A 20,644-nucleotide genomic window follows, 5' to 3' on the forward strand; every position below is an offset into this window, starting at 1 on the left:
TCCTTGATTGATGATGTGTCATTTTAACCGATTTAGCCTTTTATTGAACCGCCACGCCCCCGCAATCGTCTCCACACACCGGCAGCACCTTTACCTGCCATTCTCATAGAGGATTTTGCCGCACCGGCCGCTTGGCGACCCGCCAAACCCGGTAAGCCCGCCCCTGCACCTTCTAGGCTTGCGTCGCCTGTTAATGCGGTTGCCATCGCTGGAACTTTCCATGCGGCCAAGACAAACAAAATCGTCATCGCCGTAAAGAGAATGATTAAGCCCAAAGCCACACCGATTGCTTCCATATTGCTTGCCTGTGTGATGGCCATTTTGGCATTGTCTATGTGTTCTTTGAATGTTTGGATTTCAATGCCCGCTAAAACGGACAACAAGCCTATGGTTAGAATGCTGTTTAGGCATTGGCCAATCCAGTTCATGCCATATTGCCGCGTGCCGGGAAACAGCATCGCACCGATAAACATCGGACCGACCATCAAATTGAGTGCCAATACAATTTTGGCAATCACCCAATAAGCAAATACGACTGAAAGCAAAACGTTGGTGCAAAAACGCAACCAGCCCTCAATAGCCCATAAGGCTAGGATATTGCCCGCATCCGTTATATCTAAATCCATGCGTGCCAGGTTTAATTGCGCACCAATCACATCCATGGCGAGAGCGGCACTATCAAACATTTTTATATCCACACTTTTACCAAAGGCTTGGGACAGGGTTTCAGGCATATTGTAGATAATTTGGGCGAGCGAGTTATATTGAGACGCATTAAAGGCAAAGGCGATAATGATTAACCAACCCATCATGCGCTTACTCAAATCCACAACGTTTTCATCTAATCCCCTGTTGTATGCGTCTAGCGCGATAATGACAATGTACAAGCAAAAACCTGATGCAAACAAAGGGGAAACATTGGAAATGAACGTACCGACATTGTTAAACAACTCGGTGCCAAATTTCACCACAAAGGTATCAGTTAAATCTTGAAAAACAGAAGAAACCATGGGTTGCCTTTCTTGCAGAAAAGCCCCGTTTGCACGGGGCTGTATTTTTAGCAGCCGTGCGCGTCCACACCTGCTTGTTTGGCAATGCCGCAGTGCATCGCATTGCGCGCCTGCTCGCGTTGCGCTTCTTTTTGCATTTCTACCATCTTCAACATATTGGTTACGTTGGCTTGGTTTTGCGCGATGATGCCGTTTTCAATCGCAATGCGGTTCGCCAAATCTGCGGCTGCTTTGGCATCTTTGGTTTTATTCACTTCGCCTATCATTCTTTCAAGATTATCAAGGCGGTTTTTAGAGTCTTTCGCCGCTTTGCTCATCATCTCAAACTGCTGCTCCATGGTTTTTTTGAAATTATTGGGGTCGTAACTCTTGGCAGAAGTGAGGTTTTTGAGGTCTTGCTTGGCAAAATCTGAATAAAACTCTTTCCATTCGCCATCAAACGCATCTTTAACTTGGGCTTTGATGCCGCCATAGTTGTTTTGGCTGGTAAGGGCTTTAACTTGATTTTTAAGTTGCTTGATGGATTCAGCCAGTTTTTCAACTTGCTGTCTGCCGTGCTCTACCTGTTGAAGGGCTTGCGTCAACACGGGAATATCGGTGGTAGGAATGCCGCCTGCCCATGCGCTGCCGCTCATCAGGCAGCCTGAAATCAAAGCGGCGCAAAGGGTTTTACGGATTAAGTTTGGTTTCATGGTAATACTCCAAAAAATGCCGCAGATGCGGCGAACAAAAAAACCGCCTCAATCAACAAGGCGGCGGTGGTGGAAAAGGTGGTTTAGAGACGGCTGGTTTTGAGTTCCAGCTTGGACGCATCGTATTTTTCAGCGCAAGAGGGGATGGTGGTTAGGGCTATCCACTCATCAGGGCCAATCATCGTAAAGTTGCCAATACTGCCCGCGCGTGCGCCGCTCTTGGTGTAGGTGGGGATGCTGTAAATAAAAGTGAAACTTTTGTTGGTTTTATTACGCACTTCGCCTGTTAAGCTCACCATGTCGCCGCCACTGGGTCGGCAACCATCTTTGTACACTTCTAGCTGCATATTGCGGGTTTCAAATTGCGCGGTGCTTTTGTTGGCAAGGGCAATGGTGGTTTTATCACCCGAATGGTTGTTGGCGGTGCTGCTGGTACTGCTTGTTGCGCCATTGAGCGTGCCGAGTGCTTGGTTGGCACTTTCTAACGCCGTGTTGAGTTCGGCACAGGATGCGGTAAGCAGCGTGGCGAGCAGTAATGGGATAAGGTTTTTTGATTTCATGGGATGCTTTCGGTTAAGGTTGAATAAGATTTTCAGGCTGCCTCATACGACGTAGGCAGCCTGAAAATCATTTGCGGATTGAAAAACAACTTGGATAAGCGGCTAGAACACTGCGCGCCCCTTGGTTGCTGCCATGATGAAGGGTTGATACCAATCGCGCACATCATCGCCATGCTCTGCCATGGTACGGTGCAAGAGTTCCACGTTGGCGGTATTGCCTGACAGCACAGCGATGGCTTCGTGCATACCGTGCAAATCCAGCTTGGCAAAGGCGGATTGCTTGGATTGTTTCACCAAGAAGGTGCGGCTTTCCAAGGGCAGTTTCACCAACTCTTCGTATTCCTTGCGCGAGATACCGCAGCGTTTATAGCTGTTTTCGTATTCCGCATCGGGGTTCGGCAGAAAAATTTTGGTGGGGGTTTGCTGCACAATCGCGGGGAAAATGCGGCTGTTAATCGCATCTTCGGGCGATTGCGAAACCAAAATCAACCAGCCTTTGCGTTTGCGGTCGGTTTTGAGGATTTTGAGCATCAATTCCTCGGTTTGGCTAAACCGCAGCGGCCACCAAAACTCTTCAACAATGCTGGCCAAAAGCCCGTCTTGCTCCGCCACTTTATCCATCATCATATTGCGCAAATGGAACATATACGCCAATACAGGTGCGGTAGGCGGGTAGTCGTCTTTGAGAATATCGGTCAAATCAAAACCAACACGCCAAAAGTCGTTCGGGTCAAACAGGTTTGCCGGATTGTCCAAGCACCATGCAAAGCGTCCGTTTTCCGATTCACACCATTTAGCCAAGCGGTAATACAGGCAGTTATCATCGGCTAGCTTGGGTATCATTTGCAGCAGATGGCTGAACCGGCGCATTGACCAATCTAAATTCATGGTTGCATCCACCGCGTCTTGGATTTGTTTCTCTTCCGACGCGCTCAACCTGCCTGCTTCGTTTTGCCCGCAGATGCCCACCAGTGAATAAAGGAACTCACGGTTACTGGGTGTATCGGGCAATTGGAACGGATTAAGCCCTGTGGGCATCCCTGCTTCCAAGGCAAAGTAACTGCCGCCGATGGCGCGCATAAAGATTTCCATCCCCCTATCCAAATCCAACGCAAAAATATGCGGATTGAAACGTTCGGCAAAGGCAACCAAAGCACATTGCAACGTGGTTTTACCTGCGCCCGTTGCACCTAAAAGCAGGGTATGCCCTGCGATTAAGTCGCCGATGTTGTCTTCTTTGGGGTTGGAAAAATGGAAGTTGAAGTCGTACACGGTTTTTGAAACCGTCTGTAAAGGAATGATGGCAGAACCATCACCCAAAGGATTGCCTGATTTTTTGCCGTGTGAATAGTTATGGATGCCAAACGTGCACGCTAGGTTTTCCGTGGTCTTGGGAAAGGAGCGCGGACGGTCTTTGCTGCCCAACACTTGGCTGAACCATGTGGACGGCGCGGAATAGCCTGCTTTCATAAAACGATAGCCGCCTGAGTTCAAAAAGGCGGAATAGGCGCGCGCGCCGTTATCGGCCGCTTGGGCAGGCGTGTTGCCAAACACAACCAGCGTGGAGGAATAGTCGCCAAACATGATGTCGCCCGAAGTCAAACGCCCCATGCCGTCCACCAACTCTTCTTGCTGGCCGGTGGCGTGGTCATCCACCGATTGGAAGTTATGCAACTGGCGTTCTATTTTCTTTTGCATCTCGTAGGGGTTGATGAAAATCATGCTTTGCGTGAAGGTAAACTCGCAAGGCAGGGTGAGAATGCTGGTGAGAATTTTGGGTTTGGATAGACCAAAATCGCGCAAGTCATACAACAGGGCGTATTTTTTGCCGCCACTTTCGGGGCGAATCTCGCAAATATCCGTGCCAAAGTGCAAATTGGCGGCAGGAATGGTTTTGTAAGCTGATTGTGGCGTGAGCGGAATGTTTTCAGATTTGCCACTGATTAGCCCGCTCAAAAAACGATACACATCGGAAAACGCCATTTCGTGTTGGTTTTGCCACGCACTCAACACTTCGGGTTCATACGGAGCGAGGGCACGCAGTAGCATTTGGATGTACTCTTCGCATTCTTTAACGCCTGCGTCCATATCGTTATTTTTAATCAGGAGCGATAAGTAAAAGTGGTTTTCGTAATAGTCTTCTTCACGAAAACGGCGTAGATAATCTTGGCTAAACCGCTGGCAAAAAGCGGTGTTAAAGTGGTATTCACGGTCAAAATTGATGCGCTCGCGTTTGAGCGTTGTCCACACCGCGCCACGATTGCCAAGGCTTTTGCCTAGGCTGGTTAAAACGGCGCGCAGGTTGGCAAAATGGCTAAATAAATGGGTATCGTCCACACCGTCAAAGGGGATGCCATCCATGCGAATCACAAAGCCATAATGCCCTGTTTCGTAGAACACTACTTCATTGGTAACGTGTTGGCAGATTTTTGGCATGAAGTCGGCGGAGCTTGCCGTTTGATTGAGTGTTTTGCTCCAATAGTCGCTGGTAATTTTCATAGTCTTCTCTGTGTCGTCCGTATTTGCCTGCGTGTAGAGTGAAAGTGCCTAAACGTGCGCCCGATAAAATTCTGCGTAAAAGCCACTTGGCTTCTAAGGCGTAGATTCTGATGGCTTGGTCGTCGTTTTCGCTGATGGTTTTTAAGCCGAAGTAGATTGGAAGAATCAACCCCACAATGAGCAAGGCAGAACTGCCTATAAATTGCTGGGCTATCATGCCGATAAACATCAAGATGAAAAAACAAATGATGAGCGGCATAAGCGGCGCGCCTGCCAGCATGGCGGGGCGATTCATCCCGTTGTAAGTGGGATATTCAGTGTGAATGTCTTCTTGGTAGTCTGGCATGGTTTTCATCCTTGTTTTCAGGCTGCTTTATCCTGTAAACGAATAGGCAGCCTGAAAAGTATTTCAGGGTTAATTAACTGAATTTCATTTTGCCGCCTTCGGTGAACAAATAAGTGCCAAAGGCTATGGCCGCACCAGCGCCAAGAATCCACAAGCAAGTACCCAACACATCCATCCAGTCTTTTTTACGGCTCGCACCTTGTACCATTTGCCAAATCAGTAGAACCGTACACACGATGCCTACTATGGTGTAAATGCCATCGCGGATGTTTTCTACAATTTTGTTGGCTTGGTCAAACCCACCTGCCGCCATCGCTGCTTGTGCACCAAACACCAAAACAGCAGCCAACGCCACTTGTTTCATGTTGATGCGTGCCCATTGTTGCTTTGCTTCTTGCTGGCTATTGAGGCACATCAACATCAGCCGTTCTTTTAAATTCATGTTACAAACTCCAAAAAATAAACAAAAAAAAATGCCACCCTTTCACTACTAGGGCAGCCTGAAAACAGCTTTACATCGCGCAAACAGCCAGCAATGCAAAACCGACCAAAGCCATACCCCGCTGATTTCAGAAAACATCAACGGGGCACGGCATCAGTTACGAAAAAAGCCACGTTTAGTTAGGGCTAACGTGGCTTTTGAATGGTTGAAAAAGAAAGGAAAACGAGACTAGAACTCGCCGAATACGTCCCATGCGGCGCGTGGTTTGGCAGGCTGGGTTTCTACGTTTGGTTGTGCGGGGGCATCATCGTATGACGGGATTTCAGGCTGCCGCAGTTCTGGCTGATAGGCGACTGCGCGAACCGCTTTGACTGCCTGTGCGTTGGCAGGTGGTGTGCGGTTAAAGTAAACCGACGGGGTAACGGGAACAGAATTGGTTTTGCCGGCTCTGCCGGACGCAGCCAATGGCGCAGTTGGATTAATAGCCGGCACGTTGTATGCCAACAGTTGATGCTGGTTGTTTTCACGGGCGGCATTGAGAATTTTAACCACATAGGGCGGTTGCCCTTTGAAATCTGCTTTAAAGCCCGTACCAAAATTTCCGCTGTAATAACAGCTAAACGCTTTTTGCAGATGAGCCTGTGTTGCCCCACCCGCGCGCTTAAAGCACTCTTGCAAAATGGCTGCCCCGGTGGCGACGTTTTTGCAGGGATGGAACACGGTTTCATAGTTCAAACCAAAATGTGCCAAGTTTTTCTTGTTGATTTGCATCAGCCCCATGCTGAAATTGCGTCCTTCCCGATGCAGCTTGTTGGCGGCGGCAACGGCTTCGCCCAACGTTTCAGGCTGCTTTTTAAGCGCGCCGCCGACTACACCAATTACAAAAGGGTTAAATTTGCTCTCCACCCGCGCCACCGCTTGCAAGGTATCGGGATGTACCGTGCTGCCGCATTGCTCGGCTAGCTGGTTAAACGAAACCCGCTGCGATGAGGCAGCGGGTTTGAGTGAGCGGGGTGTTTGAGCAGCCATTGTTTGAAAAGGCAAAGCGGTTGCCAGCAAAAGGGCAATGGTTTTTTTAAACATAATGAATCCTCGCAAAAAACAAAAACGAAAAAATCCACAAAAATCCGTGTAGATGTTTGCGTTTTGGCTCTTTTGCGCGTGTGTCCAATTTGTGCCTGAATGTGGCTGAATTAGACTGTTTTAGACTGTATTGTGCAGGTATTGACTCTTTAATAATCAATTAGTTAAAAATATAGTTCGGGACTGTTAATCCGCAGGTCGCTGGTTCGAGCCCAGCTCGGGGAGCTAAAAAAGCCAAGTTTTTCGGAACTTGGCTTTTTGCTTGTCTTCACGCAAGACAAACGCGCAAAACAAAACACCGTTCCATCAGGAAACGGTGTTTTTCACATGGAACCCCGCGAATGCCGTTTCGGCTGAGTCCGCTTGAACCTTGTACACAAGGTGGTCATCTCGGGTAACTTCGGGTGCAATCTAACAAGAGACCGCTCGCGCCTGTTACAACTCCCGACAACCGAGCAAACTTTATTGGTTCAAGGAAATGTGTGCCATTACGAGCACCGCAGGGAAATTTAACGGGTTCAACTTTTGCTCAGCGTTTCGTCGCAAAGCTTGATGAGTGATTGGATTTTACGTTCATACTCTTGGCTTGGCAAGGCTTCTTGTTCATATTTATTCGCTATTTTGAGCAAATCGTGCGAAAGATTGAGCGCCGCCATAATCACCACTTTTTCGGTTTCCATGCTCTGGCTGGCTCCTTGGATGGCGGTGATTTTTTGGTTCAACATCTCCACCGCTTTATACAAGGTTTCGCGCTCGCTGTTGGGGGTGCCAATGGTAAATTGGCGGTTGAGAATTTCAACGCTGATTTGTTCAATGCTCATGGGATGGTTTCCTCGTGATTGTTTTCAAGCGCGGGCAGACGGTCTAGCAAAGCGCGAATTTTGTTGGCATTTTCTTGCAAGAGCGCGCGATAGGCATGGTTTTGCGTGATAAGTTGTTCCACTTGCTGTTGCAATTGGGTGTTTTCGTTTTCCAAATGTTCTTTTTGTTGGTTAAACATTTGGTTGAGCTCGTTTAGGCTTTTTTCGTGTTGCTCGGTTTGCAGGGCAAATTCCATGCGGAAGCGCTCGGCTTCTTGCGCCAACTGAGTGGCAAGGGCTTCTTTTTCGGCGTTTACGCTATCTAACAGGGATTTTTCTTGCGTTTGCCATTCGGATTTGGCATCGGTGAGCGAGGCGCGCAGTTGTGCGGTTTCGTTGTCGTATTGCGCGATTCGGTGTTCGGCTTCGCTCAGCTGCGCTTGCAATTCTGCTAGCTGCTCGGTTAATTCGGCATTGCTTTTTTGCGCTTCGCTGGCTTGTTGTTTTTGCGAGGTTAATTCTTGGCGCAAAACCAATGCGCTGTCTTCGGCGGATTGCAGTTGTTCTTGCAATTCTTGGATTTTATCGCCGTGTTGCTCTTGCTCGGTAAAGCGCTCTTGCCAGTTTTTTTCTTTGTTTTGAATGGTGTTTTGCAAAAAGGAGATTTGATCGCGCAGGTTGATGCGCTCGGTTTCCAAGAGTTTGATTTGTTGTTCTTGGAATTGCAGTTTGTGGTTGAGCTCTTCGTCGTTGGCGGTGTTGGCTTTGTTTACGGCGGCGGCGAGTTGCTCTTCCCAATGCAAAACTTGGGCATCGTATTCTCTGCGTTCAACCACGAGCTTGGCTTTGAGCTTTTGGTTGTCTTCGTAAAGATAGTGTAGTTTGCTGGCGAGAGCTTTGATTTTGGATTCTAGGGTGTCTAGTTCTTTTAATGTGTTCATGGGCTTTCCAAAGAATTGTGCGGATGGTGTTTTTCAGGCTGCCTCAATTGTGTTTAGGCTGATGTGCTATTCGCTTTTGGGTTCGCGTTGCATCAGCCGTTCCATCACATCGCTGGCGGCTAATTCGTTGCGGACGAGTTGGTAGAGCATATCGGTGATGGGCATATCAATTTGGTATTTGGCGGCGGCGTTGTGCACTTCTTCTATGGTAGGCACGCCCTCGGCAACGTGTCCGATTTCTTTGAGCACTTGGTGCAGGGTTTTGCCTTCTGCCAAGCCCAAGCCCACTTTGCGGTTGCGGGACAATGCGCCTGTACACGTTAAAATCAGATCGCCCATCCCTGCCAAGCCCATCATGGTTTTGGTGTGTGCGCCCATGGCAACGGCAAGGCGGGTAATTTCGGCTAAACCGCGTGTTACCAAGGCGGCGCGGGCGTTTAAGCCGTAGTTCAATCCGTCGGATAAGCCTGTGGCGATTGCCATAATGTTTTTGACTGCGCCGCCCACGGACACGCCAATCACGTCGCTGTTGGCATACAGGCGCATCACGTTGGTGTTCAACGCTTGCACCAAGCCGTGTAGCCATGCTTCGTTTTCGGAGGCAAGGCACACGGCGCAGGGTAGCTGTTGGGCGAGTTCTTGCGCGAAGCTGGGCCCTGATAACACGCCGATGCGTGGGTTTTCAGGCAGCACTTCTTGCACCACTTGGAATGTGAGCAAGCCTGTATCTAGTTCAAAGCCTTTGCAGGCGGTGAGAATGGGGAGATGACCGCCGCCGTGTTGTTTCAGCTGCTCCACGCTGGAACGCAGCCCCACCACGGGCGTTACCACCAGCACCAATTCGCTATCGCGCAGGGCTTCGGACATATCGGCATACACATTTAGGTTATCAGGCAGCCTGAAATTGGGCAGGTAGCGTTCGTTTTCACGGCTTTGCTGCATGGCTTGGGCATGCGCGGCGTTGTGCGTCCACATGGCAACGCTGTGGCTGTGTTTCGCAAAATGGATGCCGAGCGCGGTACCCCATGCGCCTGCGCCTAAAATGGTGATGTTCATATGCTTATCCTTTGCTGGAACGGGCTGGCAACAATGCGGGCGATTCTATCATAAGATGTTTGTTTTTGTTTAGGTTGGTTAAGAAGCTGTTTAAAGATGATTTCAGGCTGCCTTTATGCGGATGAGGCAGCCTGAAAAATGTAAACAGAACAGGTTTGAATGGCGGATGCTGATTCAATGTATGTTTTCAGGCTGCCTCTATACACACTAAGGCAGCCTGAAACGCGCTTAGAACAAGCCGCTGATTTTGCCGTTTTCGTCCACATCAATCCGCTCGGCGGCGGGCGATTTGGGCAGCCCCGGCATTTTCATCATCGCGCCGCACAACGCCACGATAAACCCCGCGCCTGCGGAGACGGTAATCCCGCGCACGTTAATCGTGAAGCCTTCGGGCTTGCCGAGCAGCTTGGCGTTGTCGCTGAGCGAATACTGCGTTTTTGCCATGCAAATGGGCAGTTTATCCAAGCCGAGCCGTTCCAAATTGGCGATTTCGGCGGCGGCTTCGGCGCTGAATGTTACGCCTGCTGCGCCGTAGATTTTGCCGGCGATGGCGTGGATTTTGTCGGCGATGCTGTCGTTTACATCGTAAGCAAAGGCAAATTCGTTGGACTCGTTTTCAATGGCGGCAACCACTTTGCGCGCCAAATCTTCGCCGCCTGCGCCGCCTTTTGCCCACACTTCAGCAAGCGAAACGGCTGCGCCTGCTTGTTGGCAAGCGGCTTCAATGGCGGCAAGCTCGGCATCGCTGTCGGAGGTGAAGCGGTTAATCGCCACCACCACAGGCAGCCTGAAAACTTGTTTCATGTTGTTGATGTGCTTGATAAGGTTGGGCAAACCTCGTTGCACGGCGGCGACATTTTCGGCGTTTAAATCGGCTTTTTCTATGCCGCCGTTGTATTTGAGGGCGCGCACGGTGGCGACGATGACGGCGCAATCGGGGCGCAAACCTGCCAGCCGCGCTTTGATATCGCAGAATTTTTCTGCGCCCAAATCCGCGCCAAAGCCCGCTTCGGTTACGGCGTAGTCGCCCAAATGCTGCGCCAAGCGCGTTGCTAACACGGAATTGCAGCCGTGCGCGATGTTGGCAAAAGGCCCGCCATGCACCAGCGCGGGGCTGCCTGCCAGCGTTTGCACCAAATTGGGCTTGATGGCGTCTTTGAGCAGGGCTGCCATTGCGCCGTGGGCGTGCAAATCTTTGGCGTAAACGGGTTGGTTGTCAAAAGTGTAGGCGATTAAGATGTTGCCAAGTCGTTGTTTCAAATCAACAATGTCGTTTGCAAGGCAGAAAATCGCCATCACTTCGCTGGCTACGGTGATGTCAAAGCCATCGGGGCGCATCACGCCATCGGTGGGCTTGCCTAAGCCATTGATGATGTTGCGCAATTGTCTGTCGTTCATGTCCACCACGCGCCGCCACAGCACGCGCTTGGGGTCTATGCCCAGTGCGTTGCCTTGATAGATGTGATTGTCCAGCATGGCGGCGAGCAGGTTGTTGGCGGCGCCGATGGCGTGAAAATCGCCCGTGAAGTGCAAATTGATGTCTTCCATCGGCACAACTTGCGCGTAGCCGCCGCCCGCCGCGCCGCCTTTGATGCCGAACACGGGCCCGAGCGAGGGTTCGCGCATGGCAACGATGGCTTGCTTGCCGATGCGGTTGAGTGCGTCGGTGAGTCCGATGGTGAGCGTGGTTTTGCCTTCGCCTGCGGGCGTGGGGTTGATGGCAGTTACGAGAACCAGTTTGCCGTGTTTGTTAGGCAGCCTGAAAGCGTTGGCGGGATTGATTTTGGCTTTGTATTTGCCGTATTGCTCCAAATCGTCGGGCGCGATGCCGAGCTGGGCGGCGATTCGGGCGATGGGTTGCAGCGTAGCGGCTTGGGCGATTTGAACGTCGGTTTGCATGGCGGGATTCCTTGTGACGGGTTGTGGAGAACGGGTTAATTATACCGATAATAGGCAGCCTGAAAATGATAGGCAGCCTGAAAAAAGGTTGGCAACGATGTTTTAGCTTTGGTTGCACGCGCTTTGCGCGTTTCAGGCTGCCTTGCATTTCGGTTATAATCGCCGCCATTTTGCAACGAGAACAATCAACATGAAAAAGCAACAACGCAACGGCTACGCACGCGTGGACCGTGTGAAAGAACAAATTATGCGCGAGCTTGCCGAGCTGGTTCGCACCGAGCTTAAAGACCCGCGCGCAGGCTTGATTACGATTAACGATGTGGAAGTAACCCGCGATTACAGCCACGCCACCGTGTATTACACCGTACTCAACGGCGACCGTGCCGCCAGCGCCGAAGCCTTGGAGCACGCCAAAGGTTTTCTGCGCAGCAAGCTATCGCGCCGCATTACCGTGTTTCGCGTGCCCGAGCTGCATTTTGAATACGACCACTCGCTGGAACGCGGCATGACGCTGTCGCATTTGATTGAGCAAGCGGCAGCTGAGCCTGATGTGCCTGATGTGGAATAATTGAGGCAGCCTGAAAACGATAAAGGCAGCCTGAAAACGCCATTTCGCATATTCCTATCCCTTTCTAACTCCAATTCCCATCCCAAAAAACACCATGCAAAACAACGCCACCCAAATCGCCGAACGCGGTATCGCCGCCATCCAATCGGCGGAAAACACCCAAGCCATTGAACTCATCAAAGCGCAGTATTTAGGCAAAACAGGCGAACTCAACGCCCTGCTCAAACAGCTGGGCGCGTTATCCGTTGAAGAGAAAAAAACCGTGGGCGCGCACATCAACGAATGTAAAACCCGCTTTCAGGCTGCCTACGATGCCAAGCGCGCCGCCTTTGCCACCGCAGAATTGCAGCAAAAACTCGCCGCCGAAGCCTTGGACGTAACCCTGCCCGCGCGCAGCCAATCCGCAGGCGGCTTGCACCCCGTTACGCTCACCTTGCAGCGTGTGGTGGAATTGTTTCACGGCATGGGCTTTGACGTGGCAGACGGTCCCGAGATTGAAGACGATTTCCACAATTTCCAAGCCCTGAACATTCCGCAAAACCATCCCGCCCGCGCCATGCAGGACACGTTTTACACCGAAGGCGGCAACGTGCTGCGCACCCACACCTCGCCGATTCAAATCCGCTATATGCTGGACAAGAAAAACCCGCCCATCCGCATCATCGCCCCTGGTCGCGTGTACCGCGTGGACAGCGATGCCACGCATTCGCCGATGTTCCACCAATGCGAAGGCTTGTGGGTGGAAGAAGGCGTGAGCTTTGCCGATTTGAAAGCGGTATTCACCGATTTTATCCGCCGCTTCTTTGAGCGCGACGATTTGCAAGTGCGCTTTCGCCCCAGCTTCTTCCCGTTCACCGAGCCGTCTGCCGAAATTGACATCATGGGCGACAACGGCAAATGGCTGGAAGTGGGCGGCTGCGGCATGGTGCACCCCAATGTGTTGCGCAATGTGAACATTGACCCCGAGCAATACACGGGCTTTGCCTTTGGCATTGGGCTGGATAGATTTGCCATGCTGCGTTATGGCGTGAATGATTTGCGGTTGTTTTTTGACAACGATTTGAGTTTCTTGAAACAGTTTGCGCAGTAAGCGAATCATGGTTTTCAGGCTGCCTTTGCATAGAACAAAAGGCAGCCTGAAATTTATCCCTTACCCATTTTCAGGCTGCCTAAACGAGCACTTAGGCAGCCTGAAACCTATCCGCGCTGTTTCCATTTCGCCAGCGCGGTTGCACTGAGCAGCATGGCGATGCACACCAGCGAGATGATGATGACCAGCTTGTTTGCCAGCGCGTCGTCGCCCGCCTGCACGGCTTCATACACGGCGATGGAAAGCGTTTGCGTTTCGTTGGGGATGCTGCCCGCCACCATCAGCGTTGCGCCGAATTCTCCCAGCGCGCGGGCAAAGGCGAGCAGCACGCCCGCGAGAATGCCGCGCCATGCCAGCGGCAGGGTTACATTAAAAAAGATTTGACGACGCGATGCGCCAAACACGGTGGCCATTTTTTCCAGATTGGGCGTGATGTTTTCAAACGCGGCGCGAGCGGGCTTGGTAATCAGGGGAAAGGTTACCACCACGGCGGCGATAACCGCGCCTTGCCATGTGAAAATCAGATTGATGCCGAAGGTGTCGTCCAGCCATTTGCCAATAATGCCCTGCTTGCCGAGCAAAACCAGCAAGTAATAGCCCAACACGGTGGGCGGTAGCACCATCGGCAGCATAAGAATGGTGTCCAGCAGTTCGCGCCCGATAAAGCGTTTGCGGGCGAGAAAATAGCCCGCGAGCGTGCCAAGCACGAGATTAACGGTGGTGGCGATAAGGGCGACTTTGAGCGAGAGATAGAGGGCGGGGAAGATTTCGGGCATGGTGAAATGGGCGGTTTGCAGTAAACAAGAAGCAAGGGATGGGAAACAATTGCGCGAACACGGGCTGCCATGCACGCAGGGAAAGGTTGAGTACGGCTTGGCAATATTCGGGGGAATAGGGGCGGATATGGATATTCATGAACGTGAGGATTGCTATAAGGTCGGCGGATTCGGGCGTACTTAACAGGCGGCGATAAACAGCGCAACGATACACATTAGGCAGCCGTACCAGATATTGGAGCGCAAGGCGGCCTTATCCTGTGCGTATGCCCAAATATAGGCGGCACGCAGCAGTAGGAACGCGGCGGACAGGGTATTAACAGTACTTTGCGCAGCTTCGCCTGTGGCGTGGGCAATGATGACGGCGGCGGCATAAAGCGGCAGCATTTCGTAGCCGTTCTGCTCTGCGGCAAAAAGCCGTGCCGCTTTGCCAGATGCCTGCGCGCGGTGGCGGCGGGGTTCGCGGTTGGCTTCGGCATCAAGCAGTCGGGCGGACTTCTTGGCTAAGAGGGAACACAGGCTGTTGAATAGGGCGAAGATAAGTATGCTGAAATAGGCGAAGGTCATCGGGGTTTCCTGATTATTGGGCTGTTGGGGCGGGATGGTTTTCAGGCAGCCTTTGGGTTTTGGGGCTGCCTGAAAATTGATGTGGAATGCTGCAGGCAGCCTGAAACGCATTTTGCGGGTTTTCAGGCTGCCTTTTGTGATACGGATGGATTATTTCGCGGCGCTAAACCCATAGCGGCGCAACACGGTTTGCCCGTTGGCGGAAAGCACATAGTTCACAAAGCGTTGCGCTTCGTTGGCGGCTTTGCTGCTTTGGGTGAGCGCGATGGGGTAGGCAACGGGTTTTTCGGTGGGAACGGTGGCGACGATGTTCACGGCGTGGGGTTTGAGCGCGGCATCGGTGCGATACACGAAGCCCGCTTCGGTTTCGCTGCGGATAACGTAATCCAGCGCTTGGCGCACGTTTTGCGTTTGCACGATTTTGGGTTTCAGGCTGTCCCACAGTTTTTGTTTTTCCAGCGCGGCTTGGGTGTATGCGCCTGCTGGCACGCTGGCGGGATTGCCCACGGCGATACGTTTCACGCCTTCTTGTTGCAGGTCTTTGGGCTGTTTGATTTTCAGGCTGCTGCTTTTGGGCGTAATCAACACGAGCGAATTGAGGGCGAAGGTTTTGCGCGTTTGTGGGCGGATGAGGTTTTGCGCGGCGGCTTTGTCCATAGTGGCGAGGTCGGCGGTGGCGAGCACGTCCACGGGCGCGCCTTGGGCGAGCTGTTGCAGCAGCGTGCCGGATGCGGCGGTGTTCAGTTTGATTTTGGCATCGGGATATTGTTTTTCGTATTGGCGGGCGATGTCGGTGAACGCTTCTTTAAGGCTGGCGGCAGCGGAAACGGTGATGTCTTCGGCTTGGGCGAACGCGCTGGCGGCTAGGAGCAAGGCGGCAATTAGGGATTTTTTCATGGTTTGTCTTTCTTTCTGATTAGCTAATGAGCTAGTTCGTTTGGGGGAAAAGGGCGTAGCGTAGTGCAAAGGTGGAGGCTTGGGTATTGGTGGAATGGGGGAGGAGGTGGGGTAGTTCTTTTGGATTAGATGGGTAGGGGTTAGGCAGCCTGAAATTAAGTTCAGATTAGAGTAGCTAAAATTGGTTTGGGCTGAAATGTGCGTTGTACTGCATATCACGCTTTGGGTTACTGCTTTGTGGTTAGCGTTGGGTGTAGGGGAGGGAGCAGTAGCATCAACCGTATCTGATAAATTAGGCAGCCTGAAAGGCAATCTATCCAGTAAAAAAACTGCATGGTAGAACACCAAGCGGTTTTGTTTTTCAGGCTGCCTTTGGGTCGGCTAGCGAGGGTGGGGCTACGCTGGGGTGCAGGGGCTTGCCCCTGCTCGTGGTAGGCGGCGAAACGCCTGCTCTGGCAAAAGATAAAGCATGCTTTGAGGCAGCCTGAAAATGGTTAAGGAGAAAATGGGCAAGGGTAAATTGAGGGGATGCGTGAACGGTGTGCGCAGCAAGCTGCACAGCCTACGACTGGGTTTTCAGGCTGCCTCGCTGCGCTTGTTTACAAAATCGCGAGCATGGTTTGGCTGGCTAAAAACACGGCGGTGATGCGTTGCCCTGCGCGGATGTCTAGGCTTTCGCTGCTGTTGAGCGTGATGGCGGCGGCGAGGGTGAAGCCGTCGTCGGTGCGCAGGCGCACGATGTTGTTTACTGCGCCTTGTTCTATGGCTTCTACGCGGGCTTCTAGGCTGTTTTCGGCGGAAAGGCGCAGCGGGTGGATTTCGGTGAACAGGGTGATGGCGTTGGCTTTAAACAGCACCACGGCGGTTTGCCCGATTTGGGGTTTCAGGCTGCGGTAGGCGAGCGGGCTGATGTGGCTGTACACTAGATGGCTGCCACATTGCACGGCGATGCTGAGGCAGCCTGAAAAGTCTTCTATGCGGTGGATGGTGCCGGTGAGTTGGTTGCGTGCGCTGCTTTTCATGGGGGTTCCTTGTGGATGGGTGGGGGTTCAGGCTGCCTTAATATTGCGCGGCTGAGGCAGCCTGAAAATGGGTGGAATGGTGTTTGGCGATTATTTGGCGATGCGCTGTTATCGTTTTATCTGCGTTTTCAGGCTGTCTTACCGCGCCATCAGGAGGCAGCCTGAAAAGCCGTCAAGCCGTTTCAGGCTGCCTACACCCGTTCAAACACGCCAATCGCTTCCACATGGCTGGTTTGCGGAAACAAATTCATCATCCCCGCCGTGGCAAAGCGATAGCCTTTGCTCGCCAACACCGCCGCATCCCGCGCCAGCGTGGCGGGGTTGCACGAAATATACACAATGCGCTGCGGCAAATACGGCGCGTGCAAGGCTTGCACCACGGCAAACGCGCCCGCGCGCGGCGGGTCCAGCAGCATTTTGTCAAACCGCCCCAGCGCGGCGAGGGTTTCGGGCGTGGCGGCGAACAAATCGGCGCTGGCAAATTGCGCGTTCGGCAAGCCGTTTGCGCGGGCGTTGGCAACAGCGCGTTGCGTGAGGGCGGCGCTGCCTTCAATGCCGACTACTTCGGCAGCGCGCTTTGCCAGCGGCAGCGTGAAATTGCCCAGCCCGCAGAACAAATCGGCGATGCGCTCGTGCGGCTGCGGGTCAAGATAACGCACCGCGCGCGCCACCATAATCTCGTTGAGCGGCAGGTTGATTTGGGTGAAATCGCCCAGCTGAAACGGCATGGTCAAGCCAAACTCAGGCAGCCTGAAAACCAGCGGCGGCGCATCGTGCGGCGACACGGCTTGCGGTTTCGCGTTGCCTATTTGTTGCCACACTTGCCAAACTGTTTTACCGCCCGCGCCGCGATTGAGGCAGCCTGAAAGCGCGCACAACACGTTTTCAGGCTGCCTTTTTTGGCTGACGATGTTCACCGCCGTAACCCCCTCGCCCACACTGATTTCCACGCTGCGAATGCCTACTTTTGGCTGCACATTCACCATATCTTGCAGCGCATCGTGGATGATGCCGAGGCAGCCTGAAACGTGCTCGGGCAGCAGCAAACATTGGTTGATGCCCACAATTTTGTGGCTGCGCTTGGCTTGGTAGCCCAAAACCACCTTGCCGTTCGCGCTGGTGTGCACCGCCAAACGCGTGCGGCTGCGGTAATGCCACGGCGTGCCGTAAACAGGCGGCAACAGGCTTTCAGGCTGCACCTTGCCAATGCGCTGCAACTGCTCTTCAAACACGCGCTGCTTCATGGCAACTTGCGCCGTAAATTCAACGTGTTGCATCGTGCAGCCGCCGCAGTCGCCATAATGCGGGCAAGCGGGCGCGCGCCGATAGGGCGATGGCTGGACAATTTGCTCAACTTGTGCTTCGGCAAAATGGGCTTTATCTTGCGTGATGCGAATTTGCGCGATTTCTTGCGGCAGCGCGTTGTTTACAAAGATGGTTTTTCCGTTGAGCTTGGCAACGCCGCGCGATTCATAATCTAAAGAAGTGATGTAGGCAGGGTTCATGGTGATGTGAAATGTTGTGTTGCTGCAACAATTAAAATTGTTCACTAATATAAACGCTTATTTTCGCATAAAACTGCGCTCAACTAGCGTATCATGGCGAACTCTTTTGTTTGTACGTTTCATCTTAAAAACTATATGAATAAATACGCTTTACTGAGCTTGGGCGCGGTGGCGCTCGCTTCTCCCGCTTTCGCGGCGCAAACCATTCCCGTGCCCGATGTCGCGCCTGCCGCAGCGGGCTATCAAGTGGTGATTAACATCCCGCAGCAACGCCTGTTTTTGTTTAAAGACGGCAGCCTGAAAAAGGTTTATCCGGTGGGCGTGGGCAAAGCGATGTCGCAAACCAATATTGGCGAACACAAAATCGGCGCGAAAGCGTTTAACCCCACTTGGCACATCCCGCTGTCCATCCAAAAAGAACGCGGCGACGGGGTGAAATCGGTGCCGCCCGGCCCGAAAAACCCGCTGGGCCCTGTGTTTGTGCGCTTGGGCAATCCCAAGCTGGGCTTGGGCATCCACGGCACCAGCAATCCCGCCAGCGTGCCAGGGGTGGTGAGCCACGGCTGCGTGCGCATGAAATCGCCCGACGCGCTGGAATTCGCCAAAACCATCCACACCGGCTCGCCCGCCACGGTGAGCTACGAGCGCATCGCGCTGAACCAAGACGACGCGGGCAATTTGTGGCTGGCGGTGTTCCGCGACCCGTATAAAAAAGGCGCGTTGAAAACCAGCACGCTAAAACAAAGCATCGCCGCTTGGGGCGAGGCAAACGGGCGCACCGTCAGCACCGCCAAAATCGACGCGGTGATTAAGGCGCAGGCGGCGAAACCCGTTTGCCTGACTTGCTCGGCAAAAGGCGCGCGCATTCAGGGCAGCCTGGCTTCTATCGCGTGGAAAAGCGGCTCGGCTGATTTAACTGAGCCTTATGGTGGTATGTCGGTGCGCCCTGACGAGCAGCAGGATGAAGTGTTGCCAGAGGGCAGCGAAATTGAAATTGACGCTTCGGATAACGAGAAAATCAACAATTTCAAAGGGACATCGGTGTTTGACGATGTGGGCGCGGTTTCTTTGAAGGCGCTGGAACAATAAGCCAAGTAAACAACAGATAAGGCAGCCTGAAAACGGGGGAACGCGTTTTCAGGCTGCCTTTGGTTATGGGGGCGCGGTTGGTGGTTGGGCGCAAACTTTGGGGGCAGCCTGAAACCTAAATGCAACGGCGACGGCTCGTTGCCAAAGGGTGAATTCAATAGGGCTTTACGGGTTGGCATGATGTCGGCAAGCCGCCGATGCTCCATCGGTTGCCGGTTTTGCAAAGGTTTCATCCAACAAAAAACCGTTTGGCGCACAGAACGGCGACCAAACGGTTGTGTTTTTCAGGCTGCCGTTCATGCTTTCCGATCGTGTTTTGCCAAGCGGCTGCGTTGTTCCAAATACCATACCAGAGCGGCGGCGGCGCTGGCGAGGGAGATGATGAGCGCCGTCCAAAAGCCGTAAATGCCCATGTGAGCGGCGTGGGCGAGGATGTAGCCCAAAACCAGCCCCAAGCACCAGAAGGCGACGGCGTGGATAATCATCGGCACGCGGGTGATTTTGTAACCGCGCAGGGCGTAGGAAGCGATGCATTGGGTGAAATCAAACACTTGGAACACGCCGGCAAACACAATCAGGCTGGCGGCGAGCGTGAGCACGGCGGCATCTTGGGTGTAGATTTTCGCCAAAGGCAGCCTGAAAACCAGCAGGGCAACGAGGGTGCACGCGCCCAAAATCCAGCCGCACACAATGGCAACGCCCGAAATATAACGGGCGCGGGCAAACTGTTTGCGCCCGATGGCATAGCCGATGCGCACGGTGGCGGCGGAGCCGATGGCTTGCGGAATCATGTAAATCACGCTGCTCAAACTCAGCACGATTTGCTGCGCGGCAACGTGGTTTTCGCCCAAATCGGCAATCAGCCACACGATAAAGGTGAACAAGCTAGCTTCCAAAAAATACGACAGCCCAATCGCCCAGCCCAGATTGGCGATGTTTTTTTGCGTACGCCAATTGGGAAGGCAAAAGCGTTGGGTGAAGCCGAAGCGGCGCAGGTCTTGGCTTTTGGCGATGTACACGGCAAGCGCGAAGGTGCTGAACCAAAACACGATGGTGGTGGCCACGCCTGCGCCCACGCCGCCGAGCGCGGGAACAGGCAGCTGCCGCAGCCATGCAATGAGCGCAGGGGCAGCCTGAAAACGCTCGGCGAGGTCGGCGGTGCCTTCCGCGCCGAAAATGAACAGGTAGTTTAAAGGGATGTTGAGCAGCAGCGCCGCCCAGTTAATCCACATGATGGGCTGCGGTTTGTTCAGGCTGGATGCGTAGGCGTGCAGGGCGCGGTAGATTAGCGCGGCGGGCAGCCCGAGCGCGACGATGCCGAGGTATCGGGCGAACATGGTTTTGATGTGTGCGCTCATGTCCAGATAGTTTTGCAGCGGGATGATGAGCGCGAACAAAACCGCCATGCCAAGAATGCCCAGCAGCAGCCCGAACCACACGCCTTGCCGCCCCGTTTCGCCGACTTCGTGCGTGCCGCCCGCACCGTGCTGCTGGGCGATGATGGGGTTGAGCGCCGCCATAATGCCCATAAAGGTGATGAACAGGGTGGAGAACACCGAGCTACCCAGCGCCACGGCGGTGAGGTCGTCTTTGCCCGCCGCGCCCGACATGGCGGTGTCCACCACGCCGATGGCAACGGTGGCGATTTGCCCGAGCATCATGGGGATGGCGAGGGCGAGCAACTGGCGGGTTTCATGTTTGAAATCGGCGGGGGAATAGCGGGTGAGGTCAAAAAGCATGGAGAACGTGATGGAAAAGGGGTGGGTTTTAGGCTTTTCAGGCTGCCCAAATGCTTAGAGGCA

20 protein-coding genes and 1 other RNA gene are annotated in these 20,644 nt (G+C 53.1%); 3 read left to right on the forward strand and 18 right to left on the reverse strand.

The annotated features are described in order from the left end of the window. Positions 1 to 32: 32 nt before the first annotated feature. From H3L93_RS09790 to H3L93_RS09845, 12 genes are all read right to left on the reverse strand, one after another. Entirely contained in the window at positions 33 to 1,010 is a 978-nt protein-coding gene (locus H3L93_RS09790; protein ID WP_003793588.1) for a TrbL/VirB6 family protein, read from the reverse strand. Positions 1,011 to 1,057: 47 nt separating this feature from the next. Next, the gene (locus tag H3L93_RS09795) at positions 1,058 to 1,702 is read right to left on the reverse strand and encodes a type IV secretion system protein (protein ID WP_081446071.1); all 645 of its coding nucleotides are present in this window, start codon (positions 1,700 to 1,702) and stop codon (positions 1,058 to 1,060) included. Positions 1,703 to 1,785: 83 nt separating this feature from the next. After that, complete coding sequence (locus H3L93_RS09800) at positions 1,786 to 2,262, reverse strand: hypothetical protein (RefSeq protein WP_003793585.1); 477 nt, start codon at positions 2,260 to 2,262, stop codon at positions 1,786 to 1,788. A gap of 102 nt (positions 2,263 to 2,364) precedes the next feature. Continuing rightward, entirely contained in the window at positions 2,365 to 4,761 is a 2,397-nt protein-coding gene (locus tag H3L93_RS09805) for a VirB4 family type IV secretion/conjugal transfer ATPase (protein ID WP_040558061.1), read from the reverse strand. Further along, on the reverse strand, positions 4,667 to 5,107 hold the full coding sequence (locus H3L93_RS09810) for a VirB3 family type IV secretion system protein (RefSeq protein WP_040558259.1): 441 nt from the start codon (positions 5,105 to 5,107) through the stop codon (positions 4,667 to 4,669). Before H3L93_RS09810 ends, H3L93_RS09805 begins: the two co-directional genes overlap by 95 nt. A gap of 73 nt (positions 5,108 to 5,180) precedes the next feature. Next, complete coding sequence (locus tag H3L93_RS09815; RefSeq protein ID WP_003793579.1) at positions 5,181 to 5,549, reverse strand: TrbC/VirB2 family protein; 369 nt, start codon at positions 5,547 to 5,549, stop codon at positions 5,181 to 5,183. Between the two features lie 228 nt (positions 5,550 to 5,777). Further along, entirely contained in the window at positions 5,778 to 6,632 is an 855-nt protein-coding gene (locus H3L93_RS09820) for a lytic transglycosylase domain-containing protein (protein ID WP_003793577.1), read from the reverse strand. A gap of 328 nt (positions 6,633 to 6,960) precedes the next feature. After that, a non-coding RNA gene (gene ssrS / locus H3L93_RS09825) (6S RNA) lies at positions 6,961 to 7,141 on the reverse strand. A 9-nt stretch (positions 7,142 to 7,150) separates the two neighbouring features. Then, a complete protein-coding gene (locus H3L93_RS09830) occupies positions 7,151 to 7,453 on the reverse strand; it encodes a cell division protein ZapA (protein ID WP_003793575.1) in 303 nt (100 codons plus the stop codon). After that, the gene (locus H3L93_RS09835) at positions 7,450 to 8,373 is read right to left on the reverse strand and encodes a coiled-coil domain-containing protein (RefSeq protein WP_003793573.1); all 924 of its coding nucleotides are present in this window, start codon (positions 8,371 to 8,373) and stop codon (positions 7,450 to 7,452) included. The genes H3L93_RS09830 and H3L93_RS09835 overlap by 4 nt, the downstream gene beginning before the upstream one ends. Before the next feature lie 66 nt (positions 8,374 to 8,439). Continuing rightward, complete coding sequence (locus H3L93_RS09840; protein WP_003793571.1) at positions 8,440 to 9,429, reverse strand: NAD(P)H-dependent glycerol-3-phosphate dehydrogenase; 990 nt, start codon at positions 9,427 to 9,429, stop codon at positions 8,440 to 8,442. A 228-nt stretch (positions 9,430 to 9,657) separates the two neighbouring features. After that, on the reverse strand, positions 9,658 to 11,328 hold the full coding sequence (locus tag H3L93_RS09845; RefSeq protein WP_003793567.1) for a formate--tetrahydrofolate ligase: 1,671 nt from the start codon (positions 11,326 to 11,328) through the stop codon (positions 9,658 to 9,660). Between the two features lie 190 nt (positions 11,329 to 11,518). Between H3L93_RS09845 and rbfA the strand changes: the two genes are divergently transcribed. Both rbfA and pheS read left to right on the forward strand, forming a co-directional pair. After that, positions 11,519 to 11,896: a 30S ribosome-binding factor RbfA gene (gene rbfA, locus H3L93_RS09850; RefSeq protein ID WP_003793565.1), complete on the forward strand. Its 378-nt coding sequence runs from the start codon at positions 11,519 to 11,521 to the stop codon at positions 11,894 to 11,896. 94 nt (positions 11,897 to 11,990) lie between these two features. Beyond that, complete coding sequence (gene pheS, locus H3L93_RS09855; protein WP_003793563.1) at positions 11,991 to 12,986, forward strand: phenylalanine--tRNA ligase subunit alpha; 996 nt, start codon at positions 11,991 to 11,993, stop codon at positions 12,984 to 12,986. Between the two features lie 107 nt (positions 12,987 to 13,093). On the opposite strand, the gene modB is transcribed toward pheS, so the two are convergent. The 5 genes from modB to rlmD all read right to left on the reverse strand — a co-directional run bounded on the left by modB (position 13,094) and on the right by rlmD (position 17,753). After that, positions 13,094 to 13,762: a molybdate ABC transporter permease subunit gene (modB, locus tag H3L93_RS09860; protein ID WP_003793562.1), complete on the reverse strand. Its 669-nt coding sequence runs from the start codon at positions 13,760 to 13,762 to the stop codon at positions 13,094 to 13,096. 180 nt (positions 13,763 to 13,942) lie between these two features. After that, complete coding sequence (locus H3L93_RS09865) at positions 13,943 to 14,329, reverse strand: MAPEG family protein (protein WP_040558255.1); 387 nt, start codon at positions 14,327 to 14,329, stop codon at positions 13,943 to 13,945. Between the two features lie 150 nt (positions 14,330 to 14,479). Beyond that, positions 14,480 to 15,226, reverse strand: a complete 747-nt coding sequence (modA, locus tag H3L93_RS09870) for a molybdate ABC transporter substrate-binding protein (protein ID WP_003793555.1) — start codon at positions 15,224 to 15,226, stop codon at positions 14,480 to 14,482. 599 nt (positions 15,227 to 15,825) lie between these two features. Beyond that, the gene (locus H3L93_RS09875; protein ID WP_003793550.1) at positions 15,826 to 16,248 is read right to left on the reverse strand and encodes a TOBE domain-containing protein; all 423 of its coding nucleotides are present in this window, start codon (positions 16,246 to 16,248) and stop codon (positions 15,826 to 15,828) included. A 191-nt stretch (positions 16,249 to 16,439) separates the two neighbouring features. Next, a complete protein-coding gene (gene rlmD, locus H3L93_RS09880) occupies positions 16,440 to 17,753 on the reverse strand; it encodes a 23S rRNA (uracil(1939)-C(5))-methyltransferase RlmD (protein WP_003793545.1) in 1,314 nt (437 codons plus the stop codon). 135 nt (positions 17,754 to 17,888) lie between these two features. Between rlmD and H3L93_RS09885 the strand changes: the two genes are divergently transcribed. Beyond that, on the forward strand, positions 17,889 to 18,842 hold the full coding sequence (locus H3L93_RS09885) for a L,D-transpeptidase (RefSeq protein WP_050755533.1): 954 nt from the start codon (positions 17,889 to 17,891) through the stop codon (positions 18,840 to 18,842). 296 nt (positions 18,843 to 19,138) lie between these two features. Here the strand turns inward: H3L93_RS09885 and H3L93_RS09890 are convergent, their stop codons facing one another. Continuing rightward, positions 19,139 to 20,581, reverse strand: a complete 1,443-nt coding sequence (locus tag H3L93_RS09890) for an MATE family efflux transporter (protein ID WP_003793538.1) — start codon at positions 20,579 to 20,581, stop codon at positions 19,139 to 19,141. Positions 20,582 to 20,644: the final 63 nt, after the last annotated feature.

The organism is Kingella oralis (genome assembly GCF_014054985.1).
GTDB lineage: Bacteria > Pseudomonadota > Gammaproteobacteria > Burkholderiales > Neisseriaceae > Kingella_B > Kingella_B oralis.

Bases quoted from the DNA above. Each gene is read 5' to 3' on its own strand.
- H3L93_RS09790 (WP_003793588.1), bottom strand. From the start codon at position 1,010: ATGGTTTCTTCTGTTTTTCAAGATTTAACTGATACCTTTGTGGTGAAA.
- H3L93_RS09795 (WP_081446071.1), bottom strand. From the start codon at position 1,702: ATGAAACCAAACTTAATCCGTAAAACCCTTTGCGCCGCTTTGATTTCA.
- H3L93_RS09800 (WP_003793585.1), bottom strand. From the start codon at position 2,262: ATGAAATCAAAAAACCTTATCCCATTACTGCTCGCCACGCTGCTTACC.
- H3L93_RS09805 (WP_040558061.1), bottom strand. From the start codon at position 4,761: ATGAAAATTACCAGCGACTATTGGAGCAAAACACTCAATCAAACGGCA.
- H3L93_RS09810 (WP_040558259.1), bottom strand. From the start codon at position 5,107: ATGCCAGACTACCAAGAAGACATTCACACTGAATATCCCACTTACAAC.
- H3L93_RS09815 (WP_003793579.1), bottom strand. From the start codon at position 5,549: ATGAATTTAAAAGAACGGCTGATGTTGATGTGCCTCAATAGCCAGCAA.
- H3L93_RS09820 (WP_003793577.1), bottom strand. From the start codon at position 6,632: ATGTTTAAAAAAACCATTGCCCTTTTGCTGGCAACCGCTTTGCCTTTT.
- H3L93_RS09830 (WP_003793575.1), bottom strand. From the start codon at position 7,453: ATGAGCATTGAACAAATCAGCGTTGAAATTCTCAACCGCCAATTTACC.
- H3L93_RS09835 (WP_003793573.1), bottom strand. From the start codon at position 8,373: ATGAACACATTAAAAGAACTAGACACCCTAGAATCCAAAATCAAAGCT.
- H3L93_RS09840 (WP_003793571.1), bottom strand. From the start codon at position 9,429: ATGAACATCACCATTTTAGGCGCAGGCGCATGGGGTACCGCGCTCGGC.
- H3L93_RS09845 (WP_003793567.1), bottom strand. From the start codon at position 11,328: ATGCAAACCGACGTTCAAATCGCCCAAGCCGCTACGCTGCAACCCATC.
- rbfA (WP_003793565.1), top strand. From the start codon at position 11,519: ATGAAAAAGCAACAACGCAACGGCTACGCACGCGTGGACCGTGTGAAA.
- pheS (WP_003793563.1), top strand. From the start codon at position 11,991: ATGCAAAACAACGCCACCCAAATCGCCGAACGCGGTATCGCCGCCATC.
- modB (WP_003793562.1), bottom strand. From the start codon at position 13,762: ATGCCCGAAATCTTCCCCGCCCTCTATCTCTCGCTCAAAGTCGCCCTT.
- H3L93_RS09865 (WP_040558255.1), bottom strand. From the start codon at position 14,329: ATGACCTTCGCCTATTTCAGCATACTTATCTTCGCCCTATTCAACAGC.
- modA (WP_003793555.1), bottom strand. From the start codon at position 15,226: ATGAAAAAATCCCTAATTGCCGCCTTGCTCCTAGCCGCCAGCGCGTTC.
- H3L93_RS09875 (WP_003793550.1), bottom strand. From the start codon at position 16,248: ATGAAAAGCAGCGCACGCAACCAACTCACCGGCACCATCCACCGCATA.
- rlmD (WP_003793545.1), bottom strand. From the start codon at position 17,753: ATGAACCCTGCCTACATCACTTCTTTAGATTATGAATCGCGCGGCGTT.
- H3L93_RS09885 (WP_050755533.1), top strand. From the start codon at position 17,889: ATGAATAAATACGCTTTACTGAGCTTGGGCGCGGTGGCGCTCGCTTCT.
- H3L93_RS09890 (WP_003793538.1), bottom strand. From the start codon at position 20,581: ATGCTTTTTGACCTCACCCGCTATTCCCCCGCCGATTTCAAACATGAA.